At 32.7% G+C, this 25,563-nt stretch carries 25 protein-coding genes; 24 read left to right on the top strand and 1 reads right to left on the bottom strand.

Going from position 1 to position 25,563, the window contains the following annotated elements; translation table 11 throughout:
• Positions 1-21 precede the first annotated feature (21 nt).
• The 20 genes from HPY57_02195 to HPY57_02100 all read left to right on the top strand — a co-directional run bounded on the left by HPY57_02195 (position 22) and on the right by HPY57_02100 (position 20,609).
• On the top strand, positions 22-1,221 hold the full coding sequence (locus HPY57_02195) for a phosphoglycerate kinase (GenBank protein ID NPV10589.1): 1,200 nt from the start codon (positions 22-24) through the stop codon (positions 1,219-1,221).
• A gap of 420 nt (positions 1,222-1,641) precedes the next feature.
• Positions 1,642-2,547 (top strand): rhomboid family intramembrane serine protease, encoded by a 906-nt coding sequence (locus tag HPY57_02190; GenBank protein ID NPV10588.1) that lies wholly within the window; start codon positions 1,642-1,644, stop codon positions 2,545-2,547.
• Positions 2,548-2,554: 7 nt separating this feature from the next.
• Positions 2,555-2,866: a DUF4296 domain-containing protein gene (locus HPY57_02185; protein ID NPV10587.1), complete on the top strand. Its 312-nt coding sequence runs from the start codon at positions 2,555-2,557 to the stop codon at positions 2,864-2,866.
• A 9-nt stretch (positions 2,867-2,875) separates the two neighbouring features.
• Positions 2,876-4,174, top strand: coding sequence for a thymidine phosphorylase (locus HPY57_02180; protein NPV10586.1), 1,299 nt, complete (start codon positions 2,876-2,878; stop codon positions 4,172-4,174).
• Between the two features lie 21 nt (positions 4,175-4,195).
• Entirely contained in the window at positions 4,196-4,405 is a 210-nt protein-coding gene (locus HPY57_02175) for a DUF2905 domain-containing protein (protein NPV10585.1), read from the top strand.
• Positions 4,406-4,430: 25 nt separating this feature from the next.
• Complete coding sequence (locus HPY57_02170) at positions 4,431-5,990, top strand: bifunctional response regulator/alkaline phosphatase family protein (GenBank protein ID NPV10584.1); 1,560 nt, start codon at positions 4,431-4,433, stop codon at positions 5,988-5,990.
• A 14-nt stretch (positions 5,991-6,004) separates the two neighbouring features.
• On the top strand, positions 6,005-6,430 hold the full coding sequence (tsaE, locus tag HPY57_02165) for a tRNA (adenosine(37)-N6)-threonylcarbamoyltransferase complex ATPase subunit type 1 TsaE (protein NPV10583.1): 426 nt from the start codon (positions 6,005-6,007) through the stop codon (positions 6,428-6,430).
• A complete protein-coding gene (tsaB, locus tag HPY57_02160; protein ID NPV10582.1) occupies positions 6,427-7,095 on the top strand; it encodes a tRNA (adenosine(37)-N6)-threonylcarbamoyltransferase complex dimerization subunit type 1 TsaB in 669 nt (222 codons plus the stop codon). The genes tsaE and tsaB overlap by 4 nt, the downstream gene beginning before the upstream one ends.
• A gap of 643 nt (positions 7,096-7,738) precedes the next feature.
• A complete protein-coding gene (gene der / locus HPY57_02155) occupies positions 7,739-9,055 on the top strand; it encodes a ribosome biogenesis GTPase Der (GenBank protein ID NPV10581.1) in 1,317 nt (438 codons plus the stop codon).
• On the top strand, positions 9,052-10,410 hold the full coding sequence (locus HPY57_02150) for an FAD-dependent oxidoreductase (GenBank protein ID NPV10580.1): 1,359 nt from the start codon (positions 9,052-9,054) through the stop codon (positions 10,408-10,410). The genes der and HPY57_02150 overlap by 4 nt, the downstream gene beginning before the upstream one ends.
• Position 10,411: 1 nt before the next feature.
• Complete coding sequence (upp, locus tag HPY57_02145; GenBank protein ID NPV10579.1) at positions 10,412-11,044, top strand: uracil phosphoribosyltransferase; 633 nt, start codon at positions 10,412-10,414, stop codon at positions 11,042-11,044.
• Positions 11,045-11,182: 138 nt separating this feature from the next.
• Complete coding sequence (locus tag HPY57_02140) at positions 11,183-13,369, top strand: bifunctional (p)ppGpp synthetase/guanosine-3',5'-bis(diphosphate) 3'-pyrophosphohydrolase (protein ID NPV10578.1); 2,187 nt, start codon at positions 11,183-11,185, stop codon at positions 13,367-13,369.
• A 3-nt stretch (positions 13,370-13,372) separates the two neighbouring features.
• Positions 13,373-13,786: a Holliday junction resolvase RuvX gene (ruvX, locus tag HPY57_02135; GenBank protein NPV10577.1), complete on the top strand. Its 414-nt coding sequence runs from the start codon at positions 13,373-13,375 to the stop codon at positions 13,784-13,786.
• Positions 13,773-15,605 (top strand): family 10 glycosylhydrolase, encoded by a 1,833-nt coding sequence (locus HPY57_02130; protein ID NPV10576.1) that lies wholly within the window; start codon positions 13,773-13,775, stop codon positions 15,603-15,605. Before ruvX ends, HPY57_02130 begins: the two co-directional genes overlap by 14 nt.
• Before the next feature lie 93 nt (positions 15,606-15,698).
• A complete protein-coding gene (eutM, locus tag HPY57_02125) occupies positions 15,699-15,983 on the top strand; it encodes an ethanolamine utilization microcompartment protein EutM (GenBank protein NPV10575.1) in 285 nt (94 codons plus the stop codon).
• A 12-nt stretch (positions 15,984-15,995) separates the two neighbouring features.
• Positions 15,996-16,544, top strand: a complete 549-nt coding sequence (locus tag HPY57_02120) for a BMC domain-containing protein (GenBank protein NPV10574.1) — start codon at positions 15,996-15,998, stop codon at positions 16,542-16,544.
• A gap of 62 nt (positions 16,545-16,606) precedes the next feature.
• Positions 16,607-17,518: a YbbR-like domain-containing protein gene (locus tag HPY57_02115; GenBank protein ID NPV10573.1), complete on the top strand. Its 912-nt coding sequence runs from the start codon at positions 16,607-16,609 to the stop codon at positions 17,516-17,518.
• 3 nt (positions 17,519-17,521) lie between these two features.
• The gene (gene tmk, locus HPY57_02110; protein NPV10572.1) at positions 17,522-18,154 is read left to right on the top strand and encodes a dTMP kinase; all 633 of its coding nucleotides are present in this window, start codon (positions 17,522-17,524) and stop codon (positions 18,152-18,154) included.
• Complete coding sequence (locus HPY57_02105; GenBank protein NPV10571.1) at positions 18,151-19,791, top strand: S41 family peptidase; 1,641 nt, start codon at positions 18,151-18,153, stop codon at positions 19,789-19,791. The genes tmk and HPY57_02105 overlap by 4 nt, the downstream gene beginning before the upstream one ends.
• Complete coding sequence (locus HPY57_02100) at positions 19,788-20,609, top strand: sulfite exporter TauE/SafE family protein (GenBank protein NPV10570.1); 822 nt, start codon at positions 19,788-19,790, stop codon at positions 20,607-20,609. Before HPY57_02105 ends, HPY57_02100 begins: the two co-directional genes overlap by 4 nt.
• Here HPY57_02100 and HPY57_02095 read toward each other — a convergent pair.
• Complete coding sequence (locus HPY57_02095) at positions 20,581-20,973, bottom strand: response regulator (protein ID NPV10569.1); 393 nt, start codon at positions 20,971-20,973, stop codon at positions 20,581-20,583. The two genes, HPY57_02100 and HPY57_02095, sit on opposite strands and share 29 nt — an antisense overlap.
• 180 nt (positions 20,974-21,153) lie before the next feature.
• Between HPY57_02095 and HPY57_02090 the strand changes: the two genes are divergently transcribed.
• The 4 genes from HPY57_02090 (at position 21,154) to HPY57_02075 (ending at position 25,420) form a co-directional block, all read left to right on the top strand.
• The gene (locus HPY57_02090; GenBank protein ID NPV10568.1) at positions 21,154-22,011 is read left to right on the top strand and encodes an alpha/beta fold hydrolase; all 858 of its coding nucleotides are present in this window, start codon (positions 21,154-21,156) and stop codon (positions 22,009-22,011) included.
• Between the two features lie 7 nt (positions 22,012-22,018).
• Positions 22,019-23,968 carry a (Fe-S)-binding protein gene (locus HPY57_02085; protein ID NPV10567.1) on the top strand — a complete coding sequence of 650 codons (1,950 nt, stop codon included), beginning with the start codon at positions 22,019-22,021 and terminating at the stop codon, positions 23,966-23,968.
• Positions 23,969-23,997: 29 nt separating this feature from the next.
• Positions 23,998-25,104: a deoxyhypusine synthase gene (locus HPY57_02080; GenBank protein NPV10566.1), complete on the top strand. Its 1,107-nt coding sequence runs from the start codon at positions 23,998-24,000 to the stop codon at positions 25,102-25,104.
• 79 nt (positions 25,105-25,183) lie between these two features.
• On the top strand, positions 25,184-25,420 hold the full coding sequence (locus tag HPY57_02075) for a histone H1 (GenBank protein ID NPV10565.1): 237 nt from the start codon (positions 25,184-25,186) through the stop codon (positions 25,418-25,420).
• Positions 25,421-25,563 lie beyond the last annotated feature (143 nt).

Raw genomic sequence — 25,563 nt, 5'->3', positions numbered from 1 at the left:
GGATAAAAATTAGAGGTCAAAATGAATAAACTAACAATTGATCATCTCCAGCTTAAAGGTAAGAAAGTTTTAATGCGGGTTGATTTCAATGTACCATTAGATGAAAACTTAAATATTACAGACGATACAAGAATTCGGGCTTCACTTCCATCAATTTTGAAAGTTATTAATGATGGTGGCAGATTGATTTTAATGAGTCATCTCGGCAGACCAAAAGGAAAAACAAATCCAAAATATTCCTTAAAACCTGTAGCCGAAAGACTCAGTCAGTTAATAGGAAAAGAAGTCAAATTCGCTCCAGATTGTGTTGGTGAAGAAGTAAAGAAAATGGCAGACGCTTTACAGGATGGTGAGGTTTTATTGCTTGAAAATCTTCGCTTCCACGAAGAAGAAGAAAAGAATGATCCAGAATTTGCAAAAAAATTAGCTGAACTCGGTGACCTTTATATCAACGATGCTTTCGGTAGTGCCCATAGAGCTCATGCTTCAACTGAAGGAGTTACAAAATATTTCAAAGAGAATGCTGCAGGATATTTAATGCAAAAGGAACTGGAGTATCTTTATAAAGCCGTCGGAAATCCTGAAAGACCTTACACTGCAATTTTAGGTGGCGCAAAAATTTCAGGTAAAATTGATGTTATTCAGAATTTAATGAACAAGGTTGATAATCTCTTAATCGGTGGCGGAATGGCATTTACTTTCTTCAAAGCAATGGGTCTTGAAATTGGCAAATCTTTGCTTGAAGAAGATAGAATCCAGATGGCAAAAGAAATTTTGGAAAATGCAAAAACTAAAAATGTAAATATCGTTCTACCAGTTGATGTGGTCATTGCAGATTCATTCAGTAACGATGCTAAGTCTGAAGTTGTAGATATCAATTCTATTAAACCTGAATGGCAGGGTTTAGATATCGGTCCGAAAACGGTTGAACTTTTTAAGTCATACATTGATAATTCTAAGACTGTAGTCTGGAATGGACCGATGGGAGTATTTGAGTTCGATAATTTTGCAAAAGGAACTTTTGAAATTGCTAAAGCGCTTGCAGATGCAACACAAAAGGGAGTTGTTACAATAGTTGGCGGTGGTGATAGTGCAGCAGCTATTTCTAAAGCAGGTTTGGAAGACAAAGTTTCACATGTGTCAACAGGTGGTGGTGCATCACTTGAATTTCTTGAAGGTAAAGTTTTACCTGGTGTTGCAGCATTAACGGATTTGAAATAATGATTTTTACACAGAAGCCACACCCACCTAAAAATACCCCTAAAGCCCAAATCCCCCTCTTATGTGGCTTCTGTGTTCTTTTTTATTTTCCTTAAACAAAAATAATTTTACCGATGAAATTTATTTCGATTTATTGTCAGTTAAGATAATTTTCAATAATGAACTTTCACCACTTATCTTCTTTGGTTTTATATTCTAAACGAAAAAAACTATTCGACTAAAAAGTTTTATACAATTTTTTAAAAGAAATTTAATTTATTGTACTAAAAAGCTTGAACACTGGAACATGACTAAATTTTTGTAAGAAATCTGTTTCAGCATTTCAAATTGCACGATAAGAATTTTTATTTCAAAAATTTAATCATCAGTATTATTACAAAATTTTTTATTATTTTTTGTTTATGAAAATGAGGAAAAGAAATGAGTTATAATGATCGATATTATCGTCCGAGTTTGTTCGGTGGGTTTTCTTTTTTTCCGCCTGTAATAAAGTATTTAATGATTATTAATGGTATTGTATATCTTCTTCAAATTTTTCTCGGTCAATTTTATTTTACTGATGTTTTCGGCCGACCGCATACATTAGAAAGTTATATGGTTAAGTATTTTGCCCTTATGCCAATTGGCGAAGGATTTAGAATCTGGCAAATTATAACTTTTCAATTTATGCATGGCAGTTTTTCTCACATTTTATTCAATATGTTATATTTATGGATGTTTGGTACAGAACTCGAAAATGTCTGGGGTTCAAGAAAATTTTTAGTGTATTATCTAACATGTGGAATTGGAGCTGGACTTACACAATTATTTTTATCTCCAATTTTTGAAGGTGCGGTCGGTCCAACAGTTGGTGCTTCAGGCGGAATTTATGGTTTATTGATGGCTTATGCAGTTTTATTCCCGCGAAGACCAATTTACCTTTATTTCTTCATTCCAATTCCTGCAATGTATCTAATTGGTTTCATGATTTTGATTGAACTTTTTTCAGTTGGTGATCTTTCTTTAACCGCTCATCTTGCGCACATAGGTGGAGCTTTCGTCGGCTTACTTTATATTTTAATTGAGAGAAAATTTAATTTTTCACTCGACGGATTAATTGATGACTTAATCTATCGTAGAAAGATGAAATTTTACAGGTCAACAAATTCGAGATACAAAGATGTAGAATTTTATGAAGTTGAAGAAAAAGCAGATGAACAAAGGAGGATTGATGAAGTCGATCAGGAAGAAATTGATAGAATTTTAGATAAAATTAGCAAGTACGGCTATCAAAGTTTAACGGACGAAGAAAAAAGAATACTTTTCGAAGCCAGTAAAAAATTGTAGACGAATTATGAAAAAAGTTATTCTTATCCTGTTTTTATCAATATCACTTTTTAATTGTAAATCTAATTACAGGATTGAAGAAAAAGATTTTGTAAATCTTTATGCAGATCTACTCATCTTAAAAGAAATTTACAGAGGCAATGACTCTGGTTACATAAAAGCTCGAGACTCAGTTTACAATGTCTATAAAGTAAATCAATTTATAGTCAATAAAACACTTGAATACTATAATTCCGATACAGAAAAATGGAAAAAGTTTTTTGAAAAAGTTGTCAAACGCCTGGAGGAGCAACCAACCTCAATTCAACTCAATTATTGAGCGGAAATTATGAATCCTGTCGAAATCATTATTAAAAAAAGAAATGGTCAAAGATTGACCGAAGATGAAATTAAATTTTTTGTAAATGGTTTCTTAACCGGCGAAATACCTGACTATCAAATGTCAGCTTTTTTAATGGCTATTTATTTTAATGGTATGAGCTCTGAAGAAACAGTCGCTTTGACTCACACGATGTTATACAGTGGAGAAGTGCTTAACTTATCTCATATTGAAGACCTAAAAGTAGATAAGCATTCTACTGGAGGAGTAGGCGATAAAACATCTTTGATTATTGCACCTATCGCTGCCGCAGCTGGAGTTAAAGTCCCAATGATCAGCGGAAGAGGATTAGGTCACACAGGCGGTACACTCGATAAACTCGAAGCAATTCCGGGTTTTAGAACCGATTTATCAAAAGAAGAATTTATAAGAATTGTTGATAAAATTGGTGCGTGTTTAATCGGTCAAACAAAAGAAATTGCACCGGCTGATAAAAAAATTTATGCTCTGCGTGATGTAACTGGTACTGTTGAATCTATTCCGCTTATTTGTGCAAGCATTATGAGCAAAAAATTAGCTGAAGGAATCAATAGCCTTGTTCTAGATGTGAAAACAGGAAATGGTGCTTTTATGAAAAGTCTTGATGATTCAAAAAATCTTGCTGTAAATCTTAAAAATATTTCTGAAGCATTTGGAGTGAAAACGATTGCTTATATCACTGATATGAATCAACCGCTTGGAAATTATGTCGGCAATTGGCTGGAAGTTTATGAGTCTGTAAAAATTTTAAAGAATGAAATCCATAATGATTTAACCGAACTTTGCCACTTGCTTGCCGGGACAATGATTTATCTTGGAGGAAAATCAAGAGACATTAATGAAGGTGTTGAAATTTCAAAAAAGTTAATCTCTAATGGAAAGGCTTATCAGAAATTCTTAGAAATTGTTGAAAGTCAATCTGGTGATGTCAGCTACATTGAAAATCTGGAAAAATATCCTGAACCAAAATATAGAATTGAAGTAAAATCAAATCGAGATGGATTTATTTCGCTGATGGATACATTTTCAATTGGAATGCTTGGAATTGAACTCGGTGCCGGAAGAATGAAATACACCGATACAATTGATCCTAAAGCCGGTTTTATCTTTTTCAAAAAAATCGGAGACGAAATAAAAAAAGGTGAATTATTAGCAGAAATCCGAACCGATAAAAATATCGCTGAATATTTTACTCAGAAACTTTTAAATTCAATTGAAATTTCTGAATCGAAACCAGAACCTTTACCACTTGTTTATACAACAATATGATAGGCGGAGGTGAAGATGAACTTGCAGAAGGTTTTTATAATAATCGGCATTGGATTTTTACTTATTGGTTTTTTATTTCCTTATTTAAGCAAACTTCCCTTGTTCAGGCTGCCAGGTGATATTGTTATTGAAAAACCAAATTTTAAGTTTTACTTTCCAATTACCTCAATGATTTTACTGAGTATTTTACTTTCGTTAATTATGTGGGTTATCAGAAAGTTTTTTAATTAATTTTTTTTAGCATAAAGGGAAATTTATGAACAAAGGAAAACTTCTCTGGGTTGATGACGAAATTGAACTTTTAAGATCTCATATCTTATTCTTAAATGAGAAAGGTTATGCAGTGGATACCGCTACTAACGGTGAAGATGCTCTTGAAATGATCTCTCAAAATCAATATGACTTAATTTTACTTGATGAAATGATGGCAGGAATGGGAGGACTGGAGACTTTATCCAGAATCAAAGAAATAAATCCTTCGATACCTGTTGTGATGATTACAAAAAATGAAGAAGAAACTTTGATGGAAGAAGCCATTGGAAGCAAAATCAGTGATTATCTCTTAAAACCAATAAAACCAAATCAAGTTCTATTAGTTTGTAAAAAGTTTTTAGAGAAAAAAGAAATTGCTGCACAATTCGTTTCCAAAGATTACATCCAGGATTTCAATTATATCTCAAGAAGATTACTTGAACAACCAGATTTTGAAGATTGGATTGAAATTTATCTAAAACTTATTAACTGGAGTCTTGAACTTCAAGAACATCCGGAACTCAACTTACAATCTACTTTTGATGAATTGATGAAAGAAGCTCGCAGAGAATTTTCAAAATATATTGAAAGAAACTACAAACACTGGATTAATTCTGAAGAAGACCGTCCGTTATTATCAATTGATGTCGTGCAGGAATCAGTTATTCCATTATTAAAAAATGGTTACAATGTATTCTTCTTCGTGCTTGATTGTATGAGATATGATCAATGGCTGGTAATGGAAGAAATGCTGAGACCTTATTTTAACATTAAAAAGTTTTCTTATTACTCAATTCTTCCCACTTCAACTCCATACTCAAGAAATGCCATTTTTGCTGGACTATTCCCATCAGAAATTGAAAGATATTACCCAGAACTCTGGACACATGGAAATGACGATGAAACTTCTCATAATCGTTTTGAAAAAGAATTGCTGGAAAAATTACTCGAAAGAAAAAGAGTTCATCTCAAGACTGAATTAAAATATTTGAAACTCATTGATCCTGAATATGGAAGAAACTTTGAGCAAAATGTTTTATCTCTCATAGATCACAATCTGGTTGCAGTCGTGGTAAATTATTTAGATATGATTGCTCATTCCAGATCTGATTCAACAATATTAAAAGAAATCGCTCCAAATGAACAAGCTTATCTTTCATTAACAAAAAGTTGGTTTACACATTCCTCATTGCTTAGAGCTTTGAGAACACTTTCGACAAGCAAAAAAACTCGAATTGTTATAACTACTGATCACGGAAGTGTAAGGTGTATGCATGGTGCAAAAGTTTTAGGCGATCGTGAAGCCCTTCCAAATCTCCGTTACAAATTTGGACGAAATTTAAAGGCAGAGGAAAAACAAGCAGTTTATATTAGAAATCCACAAGAATACAAATTACCCAGAAGAGGATTAACTATTAGTTATATCATCGCTAAAGAAGATTATTACTTTGTTTACCCCACTGATTACAGTAAATATTTAAATCTTTATAAAGATACTTTTCAACATGGTGGAATCTCAATGGAAGAAATGATCTTGCCAGTAATAACACTTGAACCAAAATAAAAGGTTAAGCCAAATTGAACTTAAAATTCCTAGTGTCTAACTCTCCAGAAGAAACATTTGAGATAGCAAAAGATTTTTCCTCTGAATTGAAACCAGGCGATATCGTTGCATTGATTGGAAATCTTGGAACTGGGAAAACAATTTTTGTTAAAGGAATTTGCGCAGGTTTAAATGCTGAACAAAATCCATTAAGTCCGACTTTTTCTATCATCAACGAATACAATGGCAAGTACAAAATTTATCATTTTGATTTTTACAGAATAAAGAATATCGAGGAACTGTATGATATAGGTTATGAAGATTATTTTAATGATGAAAGCATTTGTCTGATAGAATGGGCAGATATGTTCCCCGAAATTTTACCAAAAGATACAATTGAAGTTAAAATTGAACTTGGTGAAATAGAAAACCAAAGAAAAATTTCTATCAAAAAATTATGAAACTATTATCAATAAGTACCGCATCTGATGTATTAAGTTTATCATTGGTCGAAGACGATAGAATGATATCTTATTTTGAATCCGAAGGAAACAAACGACATGCTGAACTAATTTCACCTGAAATAAAGCATTTAATGGAAAGTTCCAGATTAAAATTTTCAGATTTGGATGGTGTTTGTGTAAATCTTGGTCCTGGTTCTTTTACAGGTTTGCGTGTTGGACTTTCAATTGCGAAAGGGATTGTATTCGGTGCCAATCTAAAATTATATGGTTATACTAATTTTGAAGAATTTTTAAAACAAGCTGTTTCAAAAGAAAAGATAGATGGTAAATGCGCCATTTTAATACCTTCACGAAAAAATGAATTTTATTTTGGTGCTTTTGCGGTTCAAAAAGAAGGATTTACTCAACTTGATTCTTTCGAATTAATGTCTTTTGATGAGCTCAAAAATTATGTTCATCATTTTGAATATTTGATATTTGATGAAAAAATAAAAAATATATTTCAAGAATTTAGTGAAACAGTTAGATTGATATCTTTAAAAAATAATGCTTATTATGGTGCATTGCTGGTAAAATCAAATCCAGAAAAATACTATTGTGAAAATTATTCCTACCTTGAACCTCTTTACCTCAAGAATTTTGATGCAAAGTTGAAGAAGTAAATCTTGATCTTTCGAAATTTTTGAAATTCATTAAAAAGAATTCCAAATTTTTTTCTATTCGTATCTTGAATCTCTGTTTTTCAAGGCCAAAGCTAGGTTTATTTAATATTGCAAATTCAGTATGATTTACTTTTAATTCGCTAAAGATATTCTGATTCTTTTGATACTATCCATAAATAAATTCAAAAACGCATTATTTGGTACCTTAGGATGCGGGGATCATTAAGTTATATTGTCATCCTTAAACAAGTTCGGGATTAGATTAACAGAAGTCAGGAGGCTTTAGTTACAATTGACGAATAACACTTTAAATACATCTCTGAACCTTCTTTGAGAGGAAAAATGTTGAACAGCTAAAAATAAAGTCGCGTAGCGACGACCTATTTATTGAAAGAATTATGTGCCGCCTAAATAATTAAATCCAGAATGGATGAAATTATTATAGAAAAGGACAAAAGCACACCAAAGGTAAAATCCCGAACGGATGACATTCCTTTCGACAATCTTAGAATAAGATTTAATAGAAGCCAGGAGGCTTCTGTTATAATTTATGGGTGAAATTTCCTTAGATAGACTAAGAATATCATAACCAATTCCAAAACATTTCTTAAAAATAATTTTAATTTCTAAATTTGAAAAAATTATGAAGATACCAGTAGTTGTAATAGTCGGAAGACCTAATGTTGGCAAGTCAACATTATTTAATCGTCTGATAGGAAAAAGGGAAGCAATTGTTGACCCAACATCTGGAGTTACACGAGATCGCAATTATGGCGAAGTTGAATGGTGTGGAAAAGTTTTTAATTTAATTGATACTGGCGGCTTTGTTCCCGATTCAGATAATGTATTCCAAAAAGCAATTGCCGAACAAATCAACGCTGCGTTGCAAGAAAGCGATGCGATAATTTTCCTCTTAGATGCAATCGATGGTGTAACTCCTGTCGATAAAATGATTGCAAATCTTCTGAGAAAATCCAATAAACCAATCTATGTTGTAGTAAACAAAGTTGATAACGAAGAAAGAGAAAGTTTATCAGCAGATTTTTATGAACTAGGCTTTGATAAAATTTACACCATATCTGCTCAACTTGGTAGAAAGATTGGTGATTTCCTTGATATTCTAACAAAAGATTTCCCAGAAAACCTCGAAATCCTCGAAGAAAAAGAGGAAACACCGCGATTTGCGGTAGTCGGAAAACCAAATGTCGGCAAATCATCTTTCGTCAATGCAATTTTAGGATACGATAAACATATCGTAACTGATATTCCGGGAACGACAAGAGATGCAATTGATACTAAAATTAAATACTATGGAAGAGAAATAACTTTAATTGACACAGCTGGTTTACGACGAAGAAGTAAAATTGCTGAAAGCATTGAATTTTTTAGCGTCTTAAGAACTCTTAAAGCCCTTGATAGATGCAATGTGGCGATTGTATTGATTGATGCAACTCAAGGAATTGAAAAACAAGATATGAGAATAATTAACGAGGCAATTAAAAGAAAAAGAGGAATAATAATCGCAGTTAATAAATGGGATTTGATTGAGAAGGATGACAAGACTGCCCGAAAATTTGAAGTTGCTCTCAAGGAAATTTTAGGTGAATTCAACTATATTCCTATTGTCTTTATTTCTGCACTTACAAGACAAAGAATTTACAAAGTCATTGAAATGGCATTAAAGATTCTTGATGAGTGGAGTAAAAAAATCTCAACAAGTCAACTGAACGATTTTCTTGAAAGAACCTTTAGAAACATTTCATTACCTTCAACACCGACAGGGAAAGAAATTAAAATCAAGTATGGTACTCAAGTGAAAAGTGGACCACCTGTTTTTGCTTTTTTCACAAATGAGCCTAAATATATTCAAGATCACACTAAAAGATTTATCGAAAATAAAATTCGTGAAGAGTTTGGGTTTGAAGGCGTTCCTCTAACTTTAGTGTTTAAAAGAAAATGAATTTTTTTAAGCGTAAAATAATTGTAATTGGTGGTAGTGCTGCAGGTCCAGCTGCTGCGGCTAAAGCTAAACGAACCAACCCAGATAATGAAGTTATACTTTACGAAGCGGGGGATTATATTTCTATTGGAACCTGTGAAATTCCTTATGTGCTCACAGGGGAAGTTGAAACTTTAGATAAAATAATTTTCTTCTCTCCAGAAACTTTTGAAAAAGAAAAAGGTGTGAAAGTCAAAATCAGACATCGTGTCGAATCAATTGATAAACATAAGAAAAAAATTTATGTGAGAGATTTGCAAACTCAAAAAGTGTTTGAAGATGATTATGACAAATTAATCTTATGCACAGGTTCGATGAAGAAATTTCATCCTCAATTCAGAGCAGGTCTAAAAAATGTTTTTTATCTTAAAACGGTTTATGATGTAAAAGCTATTCAAACTTTTCTGAAAAATAATTCAGTTGATACTTCGCTTGTAATTGGCGCAGGTTATACTGGACTTGAGTCACTTGAGTTTATTAAAAAAATTTCAAAATCAATTTTTATTGCCGATACATCTAATCTGCCCTTACCTGGATTCGATTATGAAATACGCAGACTAATTCTTGAAAAGATAAATGAAAAAGGGATCACCTTTATTCCAGATGCTGCTGACATTAAACCCATTGAAAAAGATGACAGAGTAATTAAAGTTAAAATAAACAATCAGCAAATCGATGTAGATTTTGTTTTAATTACCATAGGATTTGAACCGAATAATTCACTTGCAAAAGCAGCAAATCTGTCTTTGAATTCTCCGTGTGGTTCAATCAAAGTTGATGAAAAACAAAAAACATCTGATGATAATATTTATGCAGCCGGTGATTGCTGCGGCGTAAAAGAATTTATTACAAAGAAACCAAGATGGCTACCGCTTGCAAGTATTGCTCACAATCAGGGACATATAGCTGGTGCTAATGCTGCAGGAGGTTTTGAAACTTTTGATTTGGTCGTAAGAAATATTGGATTTCGATTTTTTGATTTAAATGTTGCACTCGTCGGATTGACAATTGATGAAATCGAAAATGAAAATTTCAAATGGAGTGAAGTTTCACATATCGGAAATTCAAAGATTAAGATAATGCCAGGTGGAACAAAGCATCTCATTAAAATAAAATTTCAAAAAGATACCAAAAAGATAATCAGCGCTAATTTAATTGGTGGTGAAGATATTATTGGAAAAGCTAATCTTATCTCATTTGCGATAAAAAATAATATACCCATTACAAAATTTTACGATACTAATTTTATTTACACTCCTACTCTTACTCCATTGATTGAAACTTTATCAATCTTAGCAAAAAAATCAGAGGAATAAAATGAAACTAAAAAATTTAACCATTGTTGATCATCCACTTGCAAAAAGAGATTTGACAATTCTCCGTGATAAAAATACAACACCGCTCGAGTTTAGAAACGCAATTAAAAGAATTTCATCAGTTCTTGTGACAGCAGTCACAAAAAATTTTGAATTGAAGGAAATTAAAGTTCAAACACCTCTCGAAAAAACGGTGGGTTATAAATTAAATCATGAAGTTGTAATTGTTCCAATTTTAAGAGCAGGTTTAACCCTTGTTGATCCATTTCTTGAGATGATCCCGGACGCAAGTGTGGGGCATATTGGTTTGTATAGAGATGAAGAAACACTAAAACCAGTTGATTATTACTTGAAACTCCCAAAAAACATTAAAAGAGCTAAGGTTTTAGTTATTGATCCAATGCTTGCAACTGGAGGGAGTGCCTCAGCTGCAATTAGCTTTTTGAAAGAAAGAGGTGCAAAGGATATTACACTTGTCTGCCTCGTAGCCGCTCCCGAGGGAGTTAATAAAGTTTCAACAGAACACAAGGATGTAAAAATCTTTGCGGTTTCGCTCGATAGAACTCTGAACGATAGAGGATATATTCTTCCCGGTCTGGGTGATGCAGGTGATCGAACATTTGGTACTTTTTAATCTAATTGATAATCATTAAGCTTTAAAACTTAATCTTATCCCGCCAATATCAATCCTACCTCAGGAACTTGATCTTATTTGCTTCGTAATTGATGTTGATTCTAAATAATATGTTATTAAATTATAGTTGAAATCTGGATTTTTATGTTTAGCAATAAATACCAAAAAATGTATAACAATCTCATCGAGGTTTGCAAAAAAAATCTCGGTACCTTCGATGAGAAATTAATTCGAAATGCTTTCGAGTTTGCACTAGAAGCGCATAAAAATGATCTACGTGCCTCGGGTGAACCTTACTTTGATCATCCTTACGAAGTTGCGATGATTATCGCAAAAGAAATCCCTTTAGATGATATCTCAATTGCATCCGCATTACTTCATGATGTATTGGAAGATACAGAAATCACTTACGAGACATTAGTTCAACATTTCAATCCAACAGTTGCTGAGATTGTTGATGGTGTGACAAAAATTGGCGGCGTTATTCGAGATCACGATGCAAGTCAAGCAGAAAATTACAGAAAACTTCTTCTTTCAATGGTTAAAGATATTAGAGTGATTCTTGTAAAGTTCGCTGACCGTCTGCATAATATGAGAACACTCGAGTTTCTTTCGCGTGAAAAACAGATTCGAATAGCAAAAGAGACAATGCAAATTTATGTCCCATTTGCTCACAGGTTTGGACTTGCACAAATCAGATGGGAACTTGAAGATTTATCTTTCAAATATCTTGATCCTGAAGCTTATGAAGATATCAGAAAGAAATTAAAAGCTACTCGACGGGAAAGAGAAGCTTATATCAAAAAGACAATTGCACCGATAAAACAAAAGTTAGACGAAGAGGGATTAAAGTATGAAATAGAAGGAAGACCAAAGCATTTTTATTCAATCTATCGTAAGATGATTAATCGCGGGAAAAGCTTTGAGGAAATTTATGATTTATTTGCAATTCGAATAATTCTGGATACTGAAAATATTTATGAATGTTATAATGTTCTTGGTATTATAACTCAAATTTATCGTCCTGTTCCCGATCGACTTCATGATTACATAGCATTACCAAAATCGAATAATTACCAATCGCTTCATACAACTGTTGTAGGTCCAGACGGAAAAATGGTTGAAATCCAAATACGAACAAGGCGAATGCATGAAATTGCTGAAAAAGGTGTTGCAGCTCACTGGAAATATAAAAATTCATATAAGCCAACTGATAAAGAAATAGAAGAGTGGGTTGATTGGATAAGAGATATTTTCGAAAATGTATCAAGTCGTGAAGAAGCAAATAGAGATATTATTGAAAGCTTTAAGTTAAATCTTTATCAAGATGAAATTTTTGTTTTCACACCAAAGGGTGATTTAAAAGTTCTGCCTAAAGGAGCAACACCAGTCGATTTTGCTTTTCAAATTCATACCAAAGTTGGTTTTCATTGTATTGGTGCAAAGGTTAACGGAAAGATTGTACCTCTTGATACAAAGTTAAATAGCGGTGATCAAGTTGAGATTATAACTTCGAAAAATCAAACTCCGAATAGAAGCTGGGAAAAATTTGTTGTTACATCAAAAGCAAAACAGGAAATCAGAAAATGGATTCGTCAGCAGGAAAATAAACAGGTTGAAGAAGGAAAAAATCTTTTTGCAAAAGTTCTAAAAAAATTAAAAATCCACATTAACAATGATGATCTGCTAAAACTTGTTCATAAGCATAAGTTTGATAATCTAAATGAGTTCTTCAAGGCAGTGGCTGCAGGCTCGGTTGATGTTGAACAAATTCTGGTTCATAAAACGGAAACGGAAAAGATTACATTAGAAGAAGAAGCAAAAAAATTAGATTTCGAGAAATTTGCTGATTCGACTCGAGCACAGGTTGGAGGTGTTTTAATTGCAGGTGATAAGTTAGATATTCTCCATAATTTTGCGAAGTGTTGTAATCCAATTCCTGGTGATGAAATTCTTGGTTTTATTACTAGAGGTGAAGGAATTAAAATTCATCGAAAAAATTGTAAGAACCTTGATCGACTAATGAAATTTCATGAAGGTCGAATTATTGAAGTTAATTGGCCAAATACGGATGGAAATTATTTCATTGCCGCCATTAAAATTATTGGTGAAGATAGACCAGGAATGTTAAGTGAAATTTCTCAAACAATTGTAAATACGCAAAACACCAATATTAAAAGTGTGAATATTCAATCTCATCGAAACATTTTCTATGGAACAATTAGCGTAAGTGTAAAAAACCTTGAACATTTAAATCGAATAATTGAAAGATTGAGAAAAATTACAGGCATTGAAACAGTCGAGCGTTTTGAGGTTTCTAATTAAATTATGGGACGAGTTTTAGGTATTGATTACGGCAGCAAAAGAATTGGCTTAGCTCTCTCCGATCCGACCAATACTTTAGCTTCTCCACTCCCAACAATTCAAAATGATGCAAAAGCGATTGAAAAAATTGTTGATATAATCTCAAAAAACAGTGTTTCAAAAATTGTAATTGGTTACCCATTAAATATGAATGGGACGAAATCTGAGATTTGCAATAAAGTTGATATGTTTGTCTCAAAATTATCAAGAAAAACTAATTGCGAAATAATTAAACGAGATGAGAGATTAACTTCATATATTGCTCAGCAGCAAATTTTAGAATCAGTCAAATCAAAAAAGAAAAGACAGGACAAATCATTAGTAGATCAATTTTCAGCACGAATAATTTTACAGGAGTACTTAGATGAAATCAAATAAATTCATCATTTATATTTTCTTTAATCTAATCTTTTATTTGATAAATTGTTCGGGACAGGATATGAATAAACAAATAAAACTTGATGGTAAGTGGAATTATAAATTTGACGATAAAAAAATTGGTATCGAGCAATATTGGTTTCAGCAAGGTAAAATTATTCCTGACGGAGAAATTCTTGTTCCTGGATTGTTTGAAAATCAAACAGGAAGACAATTCGATGGTTGGGTTTGGTATTTCAAAGAATTCAATCTTGATTTTGAAAGTGGAAGTGAAAACATTGCTATTTTCTTTGATGCAATCGACGATGATGCAAAGGTCTGGTTAAATAATAAATTTCTCGGAGAGCATCAAGGTTACAGTGAAAGCTTTTACTTTGACATTAAAGATAAAATTAAGAAAGGAAAAAATTTCCTTGCAGTATTAGTTTCTGATCATGGCGGTCCCGGTGGTATTTACAAATCTGTTTCTATAAAACATTACAAAACGGAAGAAGATCTATTTTTAACTGAATATTCCATACAGAATTCAAGACAATCACTCGAATGGGTGAAATCAGGAATAATCTATGAAATTTTCCCACGAGCATTTACAAAAGAAGGTACTTTTAAAGCATTAACCAAAAAGCTTCCTCAGATAAAAAAACTTGGAGTTACAACTTTATGGTTGATGCCAATTCATCCAATTGGAGAATTAAAAAGAAAGGGGACACTTGGTAGTCCCTATTCGGTCAAAGATTATTATGAGATAAATCCCGAGTATGGAACAAAAGAAGATTTTAAAAATTTTGTCAATGAGGCTCATAAACTGGGATTTAAAGTTATCATTGATGAAGTATTAAATCATTGTTCATGGGATAATGAATTAGTTAAAGTGCATCCTGAGTGGTTTACTAAAGACCAAAGCGGTAATTTAATTTCGCCTAATTCAGATTGGACTGATGTAGTTGATTTCAATTATGATAATCCAGAATTAAGAGCTTATATGATCGAAATGTTGAAATATTGGGTAAAAGAATTTGATATTGATGGATTTAGATTTGATGTTAGTGAACTCGTACCGACAGATTTCTGGGAAAATGCGCGAACCGAACTTGAAAGAATTAAACCTCAATTCTGGTTATCTGAAGGAACTTTGCCCGAGCATCATCTGAAAGCATTTGATATGACTTATTCATGGAATATTTATGATTTATTCAAACCGATGCTTGATGGTAAAATTTCGCCTCAGAAAATCTTAAATACAATTAAGCTTGAGAACTATACGTTTCCTAAAAATTCTTTGAGAATGAGATTTAATGAGAATCATGACAAAGTTAGAGCTGCAGAGATTTTTGGTTATGATGGTTCATTTATTACTGCAGCTATTGTCTTTGCAATTAATGGTGTTCCGCTTGTCCATGCAGGTCAGGAAGTTGGTGAAAAAAGATTTTCATCTTTATTTGAAAAAACAGAAATAAATTGGCCTGATAATTTAGATGCAAACGAGCATTTTAGCTTTTTCAAAAAATTAATTGAGTTGAGAAAGAGAAATCCATTTTTGTCTCTGGGAAAGATTGAACCAGTAATTATAAATGATAAAGTTTTAGCTTTCAAGAATATTTATAACGGGAAAGGTATTGTTGCCTTTTTTAACTTTGATCAGAATCAGAAATCAATTGATCTAAATTTCGTAGATGAACTTAAAAATTATGAGCTTGATATTAATTCTGTAATTGGCAGAAAATTTAATATTGATCAAGAGAGAATGGGCCGTCCTGCTGATAAAATATTTAATATTGATTCACTGGGATTTGTTATTTTTGAAGTGAAAGAAAAATAAATTTAGATGACATTAATAAATTTATTTTATCAAAGTAATTGACAAAGAGAAAATTCTAAATTATTTTTACAAAAAAATATGGAGCATAAAAATATGACTTTAGACGCACTCGGAATGATCGAAACCAAAGGTTTAGTTGGTGCGATCGAAGCGGCAGACGCAATGGTTAAAGCCGCGAAAGTTGAACTCATTGGAAAAGAAGTTATTGGCGGTGGTTATGTCACCGTTATGGTTCGCGGCGATGTGGGAGCAGTCAAAGCCGCAACTGATGCCGGTGCCGCTGCTGCTCAGAGAGTTGGTGAACTTGTCTCAGTTCATGTCATCCCAAGACCTCATGCCGATGTCGAATTAATTCTCCCAAAAAGACCTAAACAATAATTATTTTTTACAATGGAATTAGCATTAGGATTGATCGAAACTAAAGGACTTGTCGGCGCAATTGAAGCCGCCGATGCAATGACTAAAACGGCTAATGTCCAGTTGATTGGCAAAGAATATGCTAAAGGTGGTTTGGTCACAATTAAAATTATGGGAGAAACTGCTGCTGTTAAAGCTGCAGTCGATGCAGGTGCAGCTGCTGCTCAAAGAGTTGGCCAATTAATTTCCGTTCATGTGATTCCTAGACCTGATGATCAAACTGATCTGGTAGTTTTTGATAATGCTGTCAGAAAAGCAGATGCGGAAACACCAGATCCTTCTACCCAAGTGAAAAGGAGAGGTCGAAAACCGAAATCAGAGCCAAATCTTTTTGATGCTGCGGAAACTATTGAAAAAGAAGAAGTCGATCCTAAAACGCTTGATTATAATCAACTTGAAGGGATGACAGTTGAAGAGCTGAGACGACTCGCCCGAAAGACCAAAGGATTTCCCATCTATGGAAGGGAAATCTCGAGGGCTAATAAATCAACTCTCCTGAATTTCTTCAAAGAATTAATGTGAATAATTAACCTGACTTTTTGAAAAATCAATTATGAACTCCACATTTTTGTGGAGTTTTTTGTATGAAAAAGGAATTTTCTGTTTTTATCATTTTTGTTTTTATTGCTTTTCTTTTTTGGGGAGCTATCTCTTTGAGTGAAGAATACTCAATGAAAATAAACATTCCAGTCAAAGTAGAACTCCCCGAAGGAAATTTTGCAATTGAAGGTGATTTACCGGAAAATCTTGAAATTCTATTAAAAGCGTCTGGCTGGAGCCTTCTAAAAATCAAGTACTTTCAGGATTCGAAATTTATATTAAAGATAAAAGAGCCTGTTGATAATTTTGTTTATCCAACAAACAATATCACCGGAGATTTATTGGGTTTCCCAGGTGATGTGAGAATTTTAAGTATCCAACCTGATGTAATAAGAATTAGCTTTCACATTGCAATCGAAAAAAAAGTTAAAATTTATCCACGATTGAATTTTACACTTAAAGATGGATACGATATAGTTTCACCTATCAAAGTTGAACCGGAATCAATTTGGATTAAAGGCTCTCGAAGATTGTTAGCAAAAATTGACTCATTACCTACGGAGTTAATTAACTTGCAACAGTTATCTGAATTCGTTTCAGTTGAAACGAAGGTTATCGATACATTACCAAACTTGCTTATCTATGAAAAATATCCTGTTAAAGTTTCTTTTGATGTTCAGCAAATTGTAGATAGAGATTTTGAAAAGATTCATATTGACTTGATTAATGTTCCGAAAAATAGAGATGTGATTCTTTTGCCCTCATTCATTGATGCAAAGTTAAGAGGAGGAATTAACATACTTGGAAGTTTACAGCCAGATTCAATCAAGGTTACAGTGGATTTCCAGAAATATTCTTTGAGTTCAGAAGAAATCAAACCTGAATTCAATTTGCCTTATGGTGTAAAAGTTTTAGATTACTTTCCAAAACAGTTTAAATTAATTGTAAGAAAATAAAATATGTTTATCACATTTGAAGGAATAGACGCTTCAGGAAAAACTACTCAGGTAAAGTTATTAGAGAATTATCTTCGAGAACAAAACTTTAAAGTTATTGTTGTTCGTGAACCAGGGGGCACAAAACTTTCTGAACAAATTCGGAATATCCTTCTTTCAAAAGAAAATTTTAATATGTTCAAAGAATGTGAAATTTTCCTTTTCTCGGCGAGTCGTGCTCAGTTAGTTAGAGAAGTAATCATTCCAAAATTAAATGAAGGTTACATAGTTATTTCTGATAGATTTCATGATTCAACAACTGCATACCAAGGAACTGGGCGAAATATTAATCTGGAAGACGTCTATGCGATTCATCGAATTGCAATAGATAATTGTATTCCCGATCTAACCTATTTCATCGATATACCATTTGAAGAATCTTTGCGGAGAAAAAATCTTTCAAATCTTTCACCCGATAGAATTGAATCACAGGGAAAAGAATTTTTTGAAAAAGTTCGTGAAGGTTATCTGGAAATTCAAAAGAGAGAACCAGAAAGATTTAAAGTTATAAATGGACTTGGTTCGCCCGATGAAATTCACAAAAAAATTGTTCAAATTTTCACCGATAAACTAATCAGCCTTAAAGGATTAATATGAAAAGAAAATATATTTATTTGATTTTGATTTTTTCATTTGTAACAGGTTTTATTTTAAACCAAGCTGATGAATATTTCGAAATAATGCGAAGCATTGAGCTTTTTGGCTCAACTTATAAAGAAATAGTTTCGAATTATGTTGATGATGTTTCTCCAGCGAATTTGATGAAAAGGGGAATTAATGGAATGCTTGAAGGATTAGATCCTTTTTCCAATTTTTTCGATGAAACTGAAAAAGGTGAAATTGATTTGCTTTCAACTGGTAAGTATGGAGGTATCGGGATTTTAATTGACTCCAAAGGAGGAGAACTTACCGTGATGGAAGTGATGCCAGGATATGCAGCTCAGAGACAGGGAATTAAAGTTGGTGATATAATTTTGGCAATCGATGATGAAGAAGTTACTCCTCAAAACATAAACAAACTTACCTTTAAAGTAAGAGGAAAACCGGGAACAGAAGTTAAACTTAAAATTAAGAGAGCTGGTGAAAACAAAATTTTGGAATTTCACCTTATACGAGAAGAAATAAAAGTTCAAAATATTTCTCTTGCAAATTTTGTTGATGAAGAAGATGGTATCTATTACATCAAAGTCGATAGATTTTCTAAACGCGTCAGTGAAGAATTTTTTGAAAAGATTAAAGAGGCTAAGAATTCAGGTAAATTGAAAGGAGTAGTTTTAGATTTAAGAAGTAATCCTGGCGGACTACTTCAAAGTGCAATTGAATTGCTTGAGTTCTTTGTTCCAAAAGGCGAATTATTACTTTTTACAAAAGGACGCACCGAAGAGTCCAAACAAGAGTTTTATTCTAGAACAACTCCACAATTAGGCAATGTCCCTCTTGCAGTTTTAATAGATGAAAATTCTGCATCTGCAAGTGAAATTGTAGCTGGAACAATCCAAGATCTTGATAGAGGTATTATCATTGGTTCAAAATCATTTGGAAAAGGTTTAGTTCAAACTATTATTCCTTTACCTTATAATGCAAGTCTAAAACTTACAACATCAAGATATTACACACCGAGTGGCAGATGTATTCAAAGACTAGATTATCTTAATCAGATTGATGATGTAATAAAGGCTAAGACAGATTCGATTAAAGTTTTCTATACTAAGAATAAAAGAAAAGTTTATGGAGATGGTGGAGTTACACCTGATACAATTGTTAAACATAACGGTAAGCCTGAAGTTCTAACTGAACTTTTGAATAAGGGAATGTTTTTCAAATTTGTTTCGGAAGAGATTTTGCCTGATAAAAATTTAAATCTTAATTCTTTAAGTAAGAATGATCTGATATCAAAGTTTATTAAATATCTTGAAAATGCAAAGTTTAGCTACGAACCCGGTTACAAGAAAGAATTAAAAGAATTAATTCAACAAATAGAAGCGAACGGAAATCAAAAAAAGCTTCTCGATGAACTTAAAAATATTTATGAGAATACAAAGTTTGATTTGAAATTAGAAATTCTATCGAATGAAGAGATTATCTACTCTTATCTAGTTGCAGAGATCGCCAATCAAACGAAAAATTCTGAATTACAAATGAAAGTATTAAAACAATTTGACGAGGATGTTAAAGTTGCAATTTCGCTTCTGAGTGATAGTAAACTTTATAATAAAATATTGTCTGCAAAATGATATATATACTTGTAATTCTTGGCTATCTTGTACTTGGAATTTTTGTTGGTTTTATAGCAGGTGCTTTTGGGATCGGTGGTGGAGTGATAATGGTTCCATCATTTCTTTTTCTCTTTGGTTATCACAATTTCCCTGCTGAATTAATTCCAAAGTATGCAATTGGTACAAGTCTTTTTGCTTCAGTTCTTGCTTCAAGCTCTGGTGCTTTTACTCATTTGAAGAACAAGAATATTGATGTGACAATGGGAATTCTGGTCGGTTCGTTTGCGGTTCTGTCAGGTTTCTTTCTTTCATTTCTGGCAATAAAACTCGATGCAAGAACTTTGAAAATGATTTTTGCCTTTGTTTTGATTTTGGTGACCATTCGTTTATTAACAGACAAAAATCCAGACGACCATAACTCAGATGAGCTCTGGAAATATTCATATTTCCTTGCACCGTTATTAGGGATTTTAGTTGGATCACTTTCAGCGTTTGCTGGAGTTGGTGGAGGTATTATTGCCGTTCCAGTTTTGCACTATTTATTTAAATTAAAATTTAAAAAGTCAATTGGAACAAGCAATTTGATCATCATCTTTTCAGCTTTGTCAGCAACTTTGTCTTATGTTTACAATGGGTTGAAATTAGAATTAAACTATCCTTTCACATTAGGTTTTGTTTTTTTACTGGCAGCAATTCCTGCAGGATTAGGTACATTTATATCAGCAAGGTGGGGAGCTAATTTTACTCACAGGTCAAATATCAGAGTATTAAAATTATTATTCGCTTCCTTAATTCTTATGATTGATATTAAGATTTTTCTTGAAGTTTTTGGTTAAGAATTTGTTTTACTTTGTTTATTAGTTCCTCTTTGAAGAATGGTTTAGCTATGTATTCATTGCAACCCATATTCAAAAACTTTTCTCTATCACCAATCATTGCGTAAGCAGTAACGGCAATAATCGGAATATCTTTAAATCGCTCATCTCTCCTTATTAACTTAATTGCATCTGTTCCATCAATCTTTCCTGGAAGGTTAATGTCAAGAAGAATCAGATCATAGTTTTTTTCTGATAAAAGCTGAAGAATATTTTCAGCATTTATGCTGCAATCGACTTCAGCCAGTGGGCGAAGAAAAATTTTGATTAGTTCTTGAGTATCTAAATTATCTTCGATATATAGAATTTTTGCTTTTTGTTCCATATAAATTTGCTCTTTTATTGTAATAATAATTTAAGTTTTAATCATTTTCAATCTTTTTAAATAGCTTTATGAAAATTCTGATGCAATAAAATTTATTCCTGAGGATAAATTCTCACTCAAAAAATACTTGATTTTAGAACCTTCGTGCTTAAATTTGAAAAAATTTTGTAAAACATTGATATGAAAAAAGATTTTCGCTTCACTACTTCAAAAAATAATTTGATAAGAGGTACAATTTTCTATAATGAAAATCCTGAAAATTTGCCATGTGTATTCATAATTCATGGATTTAAAGGTTTCAAAGATTGGGGTTATGTTCCCTTTTTTGCTCAAGAGCTTGCGGATAATGGTTTTTTCGTTGTTACATTTAACTTTTCGCACAATGGTATTGGCGAAAATCCATTTGAATTTACAGAACTTGAAAAGTTTGCGAACAATACAATCTCACTCGAAGTCTCTGAACTTGATGAATTAATTAGTTTTTATAATCATGGTGGATTTGGATTTGAAGGAAAATATAATTCAATTGGTTTAATTGGTCATTCAAGAGGTGGCGCAATTGCACTGATACAAACTAAAGAAGCCATTGAAAATCAAAAGCATCCAAACTTAAAAGCTCTTGCTCTCTGGGGTACAATTGCAACTTTTGAAAGATACACAAAACATCAAGTCGAATTATGGAAAAAGCAAGGATACCTTGAAGTCACCAATACTCGAACCAATCAAATTATGCGATTAAATAAAATTTTACTCGATGATTTTGAACAAAATAGAGAAAGATTTAATCTTTTAGATTGTATTTCTAAGATTAATATTCCAATCTTAATTGTTCACGGTGATCAGGATTTAACAGTCCCAATTAGTGAGGCGTATCAGCTCTATGAATCGAGTAATAAAAACTTAACTGAGCTTGTAATAATTCCATCAGCTGGACATACATTTAATATTGTCCATCCTTATCAGGGTTCGAATCCCCAATTTGAGCAGGTAAAGGCTCGAACAATAGATTTTCTATTAAAACATCTTACAAAAAATTGAGGCTGTTATGAAAGCACTCATTTTTGCAATCACCTTAATTATTGCCTTTGGTATTTTTATTCATAGTGTAAGAAAACTTTACAAAAGTTTATTGCTTGGTAAACCAGAAAATCGTTTTGATAGAATTTTGGAAAGACTTAAAAATGTATTTGTCGTTGCACTTGGTCAGTCGAAATTATTAAGAGAGCCTGTAGCAGGTTTGATGCATGCTTTTATTTTCTGGGGATTTTGTGTTTTGCTAATTGTTGTAATCGAATCAATTATCCAGGGATTTGTTCCTTCATTTTCTTTTAATTTTCTAAAAGGAATTTACACATTAATTACGTTTACTCAAGACCTTTTTGGTGTTTTAGTTTTGGTCGGTGTTTTGATAGCAGTTTTAAGAAGGTTTGTCTTTAAAATAAAAAGACTTCACTCCGAAAAAGATGGAAATCTTGATGCAGCCTTTATTCTGACTCTAATTACTATTGTGATCGTTTCAATGTTTGGACAAAACATTCATAGTCCTCATTGGGACATTTATTCTTTTCGATTTTTTAGTGACTTTTTAAGAGAAAGCTTAGAAATCAAAAAAAGTTATATCAATTTTGAATACTTTTGGTGGATACACATCGTTACAATTTTGATTTTCTTAAATTATCTTCCTTATTCAAAACATCTCCATGTATTAACTTCGATTCCAAATGTTTTCTTTGCTAAACTTAAACCTGAGAAAAATACTCTTAAACCAATTAATCTCGAGGACGAATCGCTTACAACATTTGGTGCTCTCGATGTAGAACATTTAAGCTGGAAACAGTTATTCGATGGATATACCTGTACAGAATGCGGCAGGTGTACTGCTGCATGTCCTGCTAATTACACCGGTAAAGCTCTATCACCACGAAAGATAATTATGGATGTTCGGCAAAGACTTCATGATAAGATTTTCTATCCTGAAGATCAGAATATTCAGACAAAAACTTTAATTCATAATTATATCACGGATGAAGAAATTTGGGCTTGTACAACTTGCAACGCCTGTGTGACTGAGTGTCCTGTAATGATTGAACATATTGATACGATCGTAGATTTACGACGGGGACTTGTATTGACCGAAGCAAATTTCCCTTCTGAATTAAATGTTGTTTTTAGAAATCTCGAAACAAATTTCACTCCCTGGGCTTTCAGTTACACAGACAGGGCACAATGGGCTGAAGGTTTAGATGTGAAAATTGCTTCAGAAGACAATTCACCAGAATTACTCTTCTGGGTTGGTTGCGCTGGCTCATTCGACGAAAGATATAAAAAAGTCAGTCGCTCAATTGTAAAAATTCTAAAATCAGCAGGGATTGATTTTAAAATTCTAGGTAGTGAAGAAAAGTGTAATGGCGATGCTGCAAGAAGATTGGGTAATGAATACCTTGCTCAGATTTTGATGAAAGAGAATATTCAAACGCTTGAGAAATATGGCGTTAAGAAAATTCTAACAGCGTGTCCTCATTGTTATCATTCACTTAAAAATGAGTATCCGCAATTTGGCGGAAATTATGAAGTTATTCATCACACAGAGTTAATTGAACAATTGCTTAAAGATGGTAAAATTCAATTGAAAGGAAATGAAAAGAAATCATTAACTTATCATGACTCCTGTTATCTTGGCAGGTATAATGAAATCTATAATTCACCACGAGAAACATTAAAATCAATCAATGGAATTGAATTAAAAGAGATGAAACGTTCATTTGATAAAGGTTTCTGTTGTGGAGCTGGCGGCGGTAGAATGTTTTTAGAAGAGAAAGAAGGAAAACGAATTAACATCGAAAGAACCGAAGAGGCTCTTTCGCTTAATGTAGACACAATTGCAACTGCTTGTCCTTTCTGTATGACAATGATGACTGATGGAGTTAAAGCAAAAGTTGCAGCTGATAATGTTCAAGTTAAAGATATTGCAGAAATAGTTGCTGAATCAATTTAGAACAAAATTTGAAATAAAATGGAGTGATTATGTCAAAGAAAAAATATTTATCGGGTAAAAAAATCAATACAAAACCAATTAAACCTGATGTAGGTGTTGTAGAATTAGTTGATAATTATTTCCAGGCTTATAATGCTGGAAGGCTCTCCGACGCTTGCAGATTATTTACTGAAAAGATGCTCGAACCTGATGTAACAATTGGAATGAGTTTAACCGGTGCATTGACACCAGCAGGACTCGGCGGGACTTGTGTAGTTCCGCTCATAAAAGCAGGATTTGTTGATTGGATTGTAAGCACTGGTGCAAATCTCTATCATGATACTCATTTTGGTTTGGGGCTTTCGCTTCATAAGGGGACTCCAAATGTTGATGATAGAGATTTAAGAGAAAAAGGAGTAGTTCGTATTTATGATATTTTGTTCGATTACAAAGTTTTGTTATCAACAGATGCGTTTTATCGGAAGGTATTGAAAAGCGAAATATTTCAAAAAGAAATGAGCACAGCAGAATTTCATTATCATCTCGGAAAATTTGTTTACGAAAGAGAAAAAGCATTAGGGCTTCCTCATCATTCAATTTTATCCAATGCTTATTTATATGAAGTTCCTATTTATACTTCTTCACCAGGAGACTCATCAATTGGAATGAATGTGGCTGCAATGGCACTGCACGGTAATAAATTTAAGTTCGATGTTAACAGAGATGTTAATGAAACTGCGGCAATTGTATTAAATGCTAAAATTAATGGCGGAAAAAGTGCTGTTCTGATTTTTGGCGGCGGTTCGCCAAAGAATTTTATGCTGCAAACTGAACCTCAAATTCAGGAAGTACTTGCAATTGATGAAAAAGGTCATGACTATTTCCTACAGGTAACAGATGCGAGACCAGACACTGGTGGGCTTTCGGGTGCAACTCCATCAGAAGCTGTCAGCTGGGGAAAAGTTGATCCAAACAAATTGCCTGATAGTGTTGTTTGTTATCTCGATTCAACTGTCGCAATGCCAATCATAACTTCTTATGCATTGGCTAAAAGAAAACCAAGAGAACCAAAAAGACTTTATCGCAGAATTCCTGAAATGATGGAAACTCTTATCAAACTCCACGAAAAAAGTTTAAAAAAGATTAAAAATTGGTGATTTAAGTGAATTTATCTTTAATTTATTGCTTATATTAGTGCTAAAGGTTAACCAAAAAAACTAAAAACTGGAGGTTTCAATGAATAAATTAGACGAATTAAAAAACTTTATAGACACAATGCAGGGTGACTACGAAAAATTCTTTGTTAAAGGTAAAAATGCAGCTGGAACCAGACTTCGAAAGTCATTGCAGGAATTAAGAAGAATGGCTCAAGAGCTTAGAAATGAAATTCAAAAAGTAAGAATGGAAAGAAAATCTCAAAAATCAGGCGGTGAAACTCCGACTGAACAAACCGAAAGCGGAGAAAATAATTAATTTTTTAGGGCTGTCTAATTATTTTTCAACATTCAGAATATCAATCAACTTTTCTGAATAAATTAGACAGCCCTTCGTTTTTTATCCATTTTTTTACTTCAATGCTCTCTATTCCAATTCAATAATTAGATATTCTCAAATTT

Source organism: Ignavibacteria bacterium (assembly GCA_013177855.1).
In the GTDB taxonomy this organism is placed as follows: domain Bacteria; phylum Bacteroidota; class Ignavibacteria; order Ch128b; family Ch128b; genus Ch128b.
This window is presented reverse-complemented; position numbering and strand designations above follow the sequence as displayed.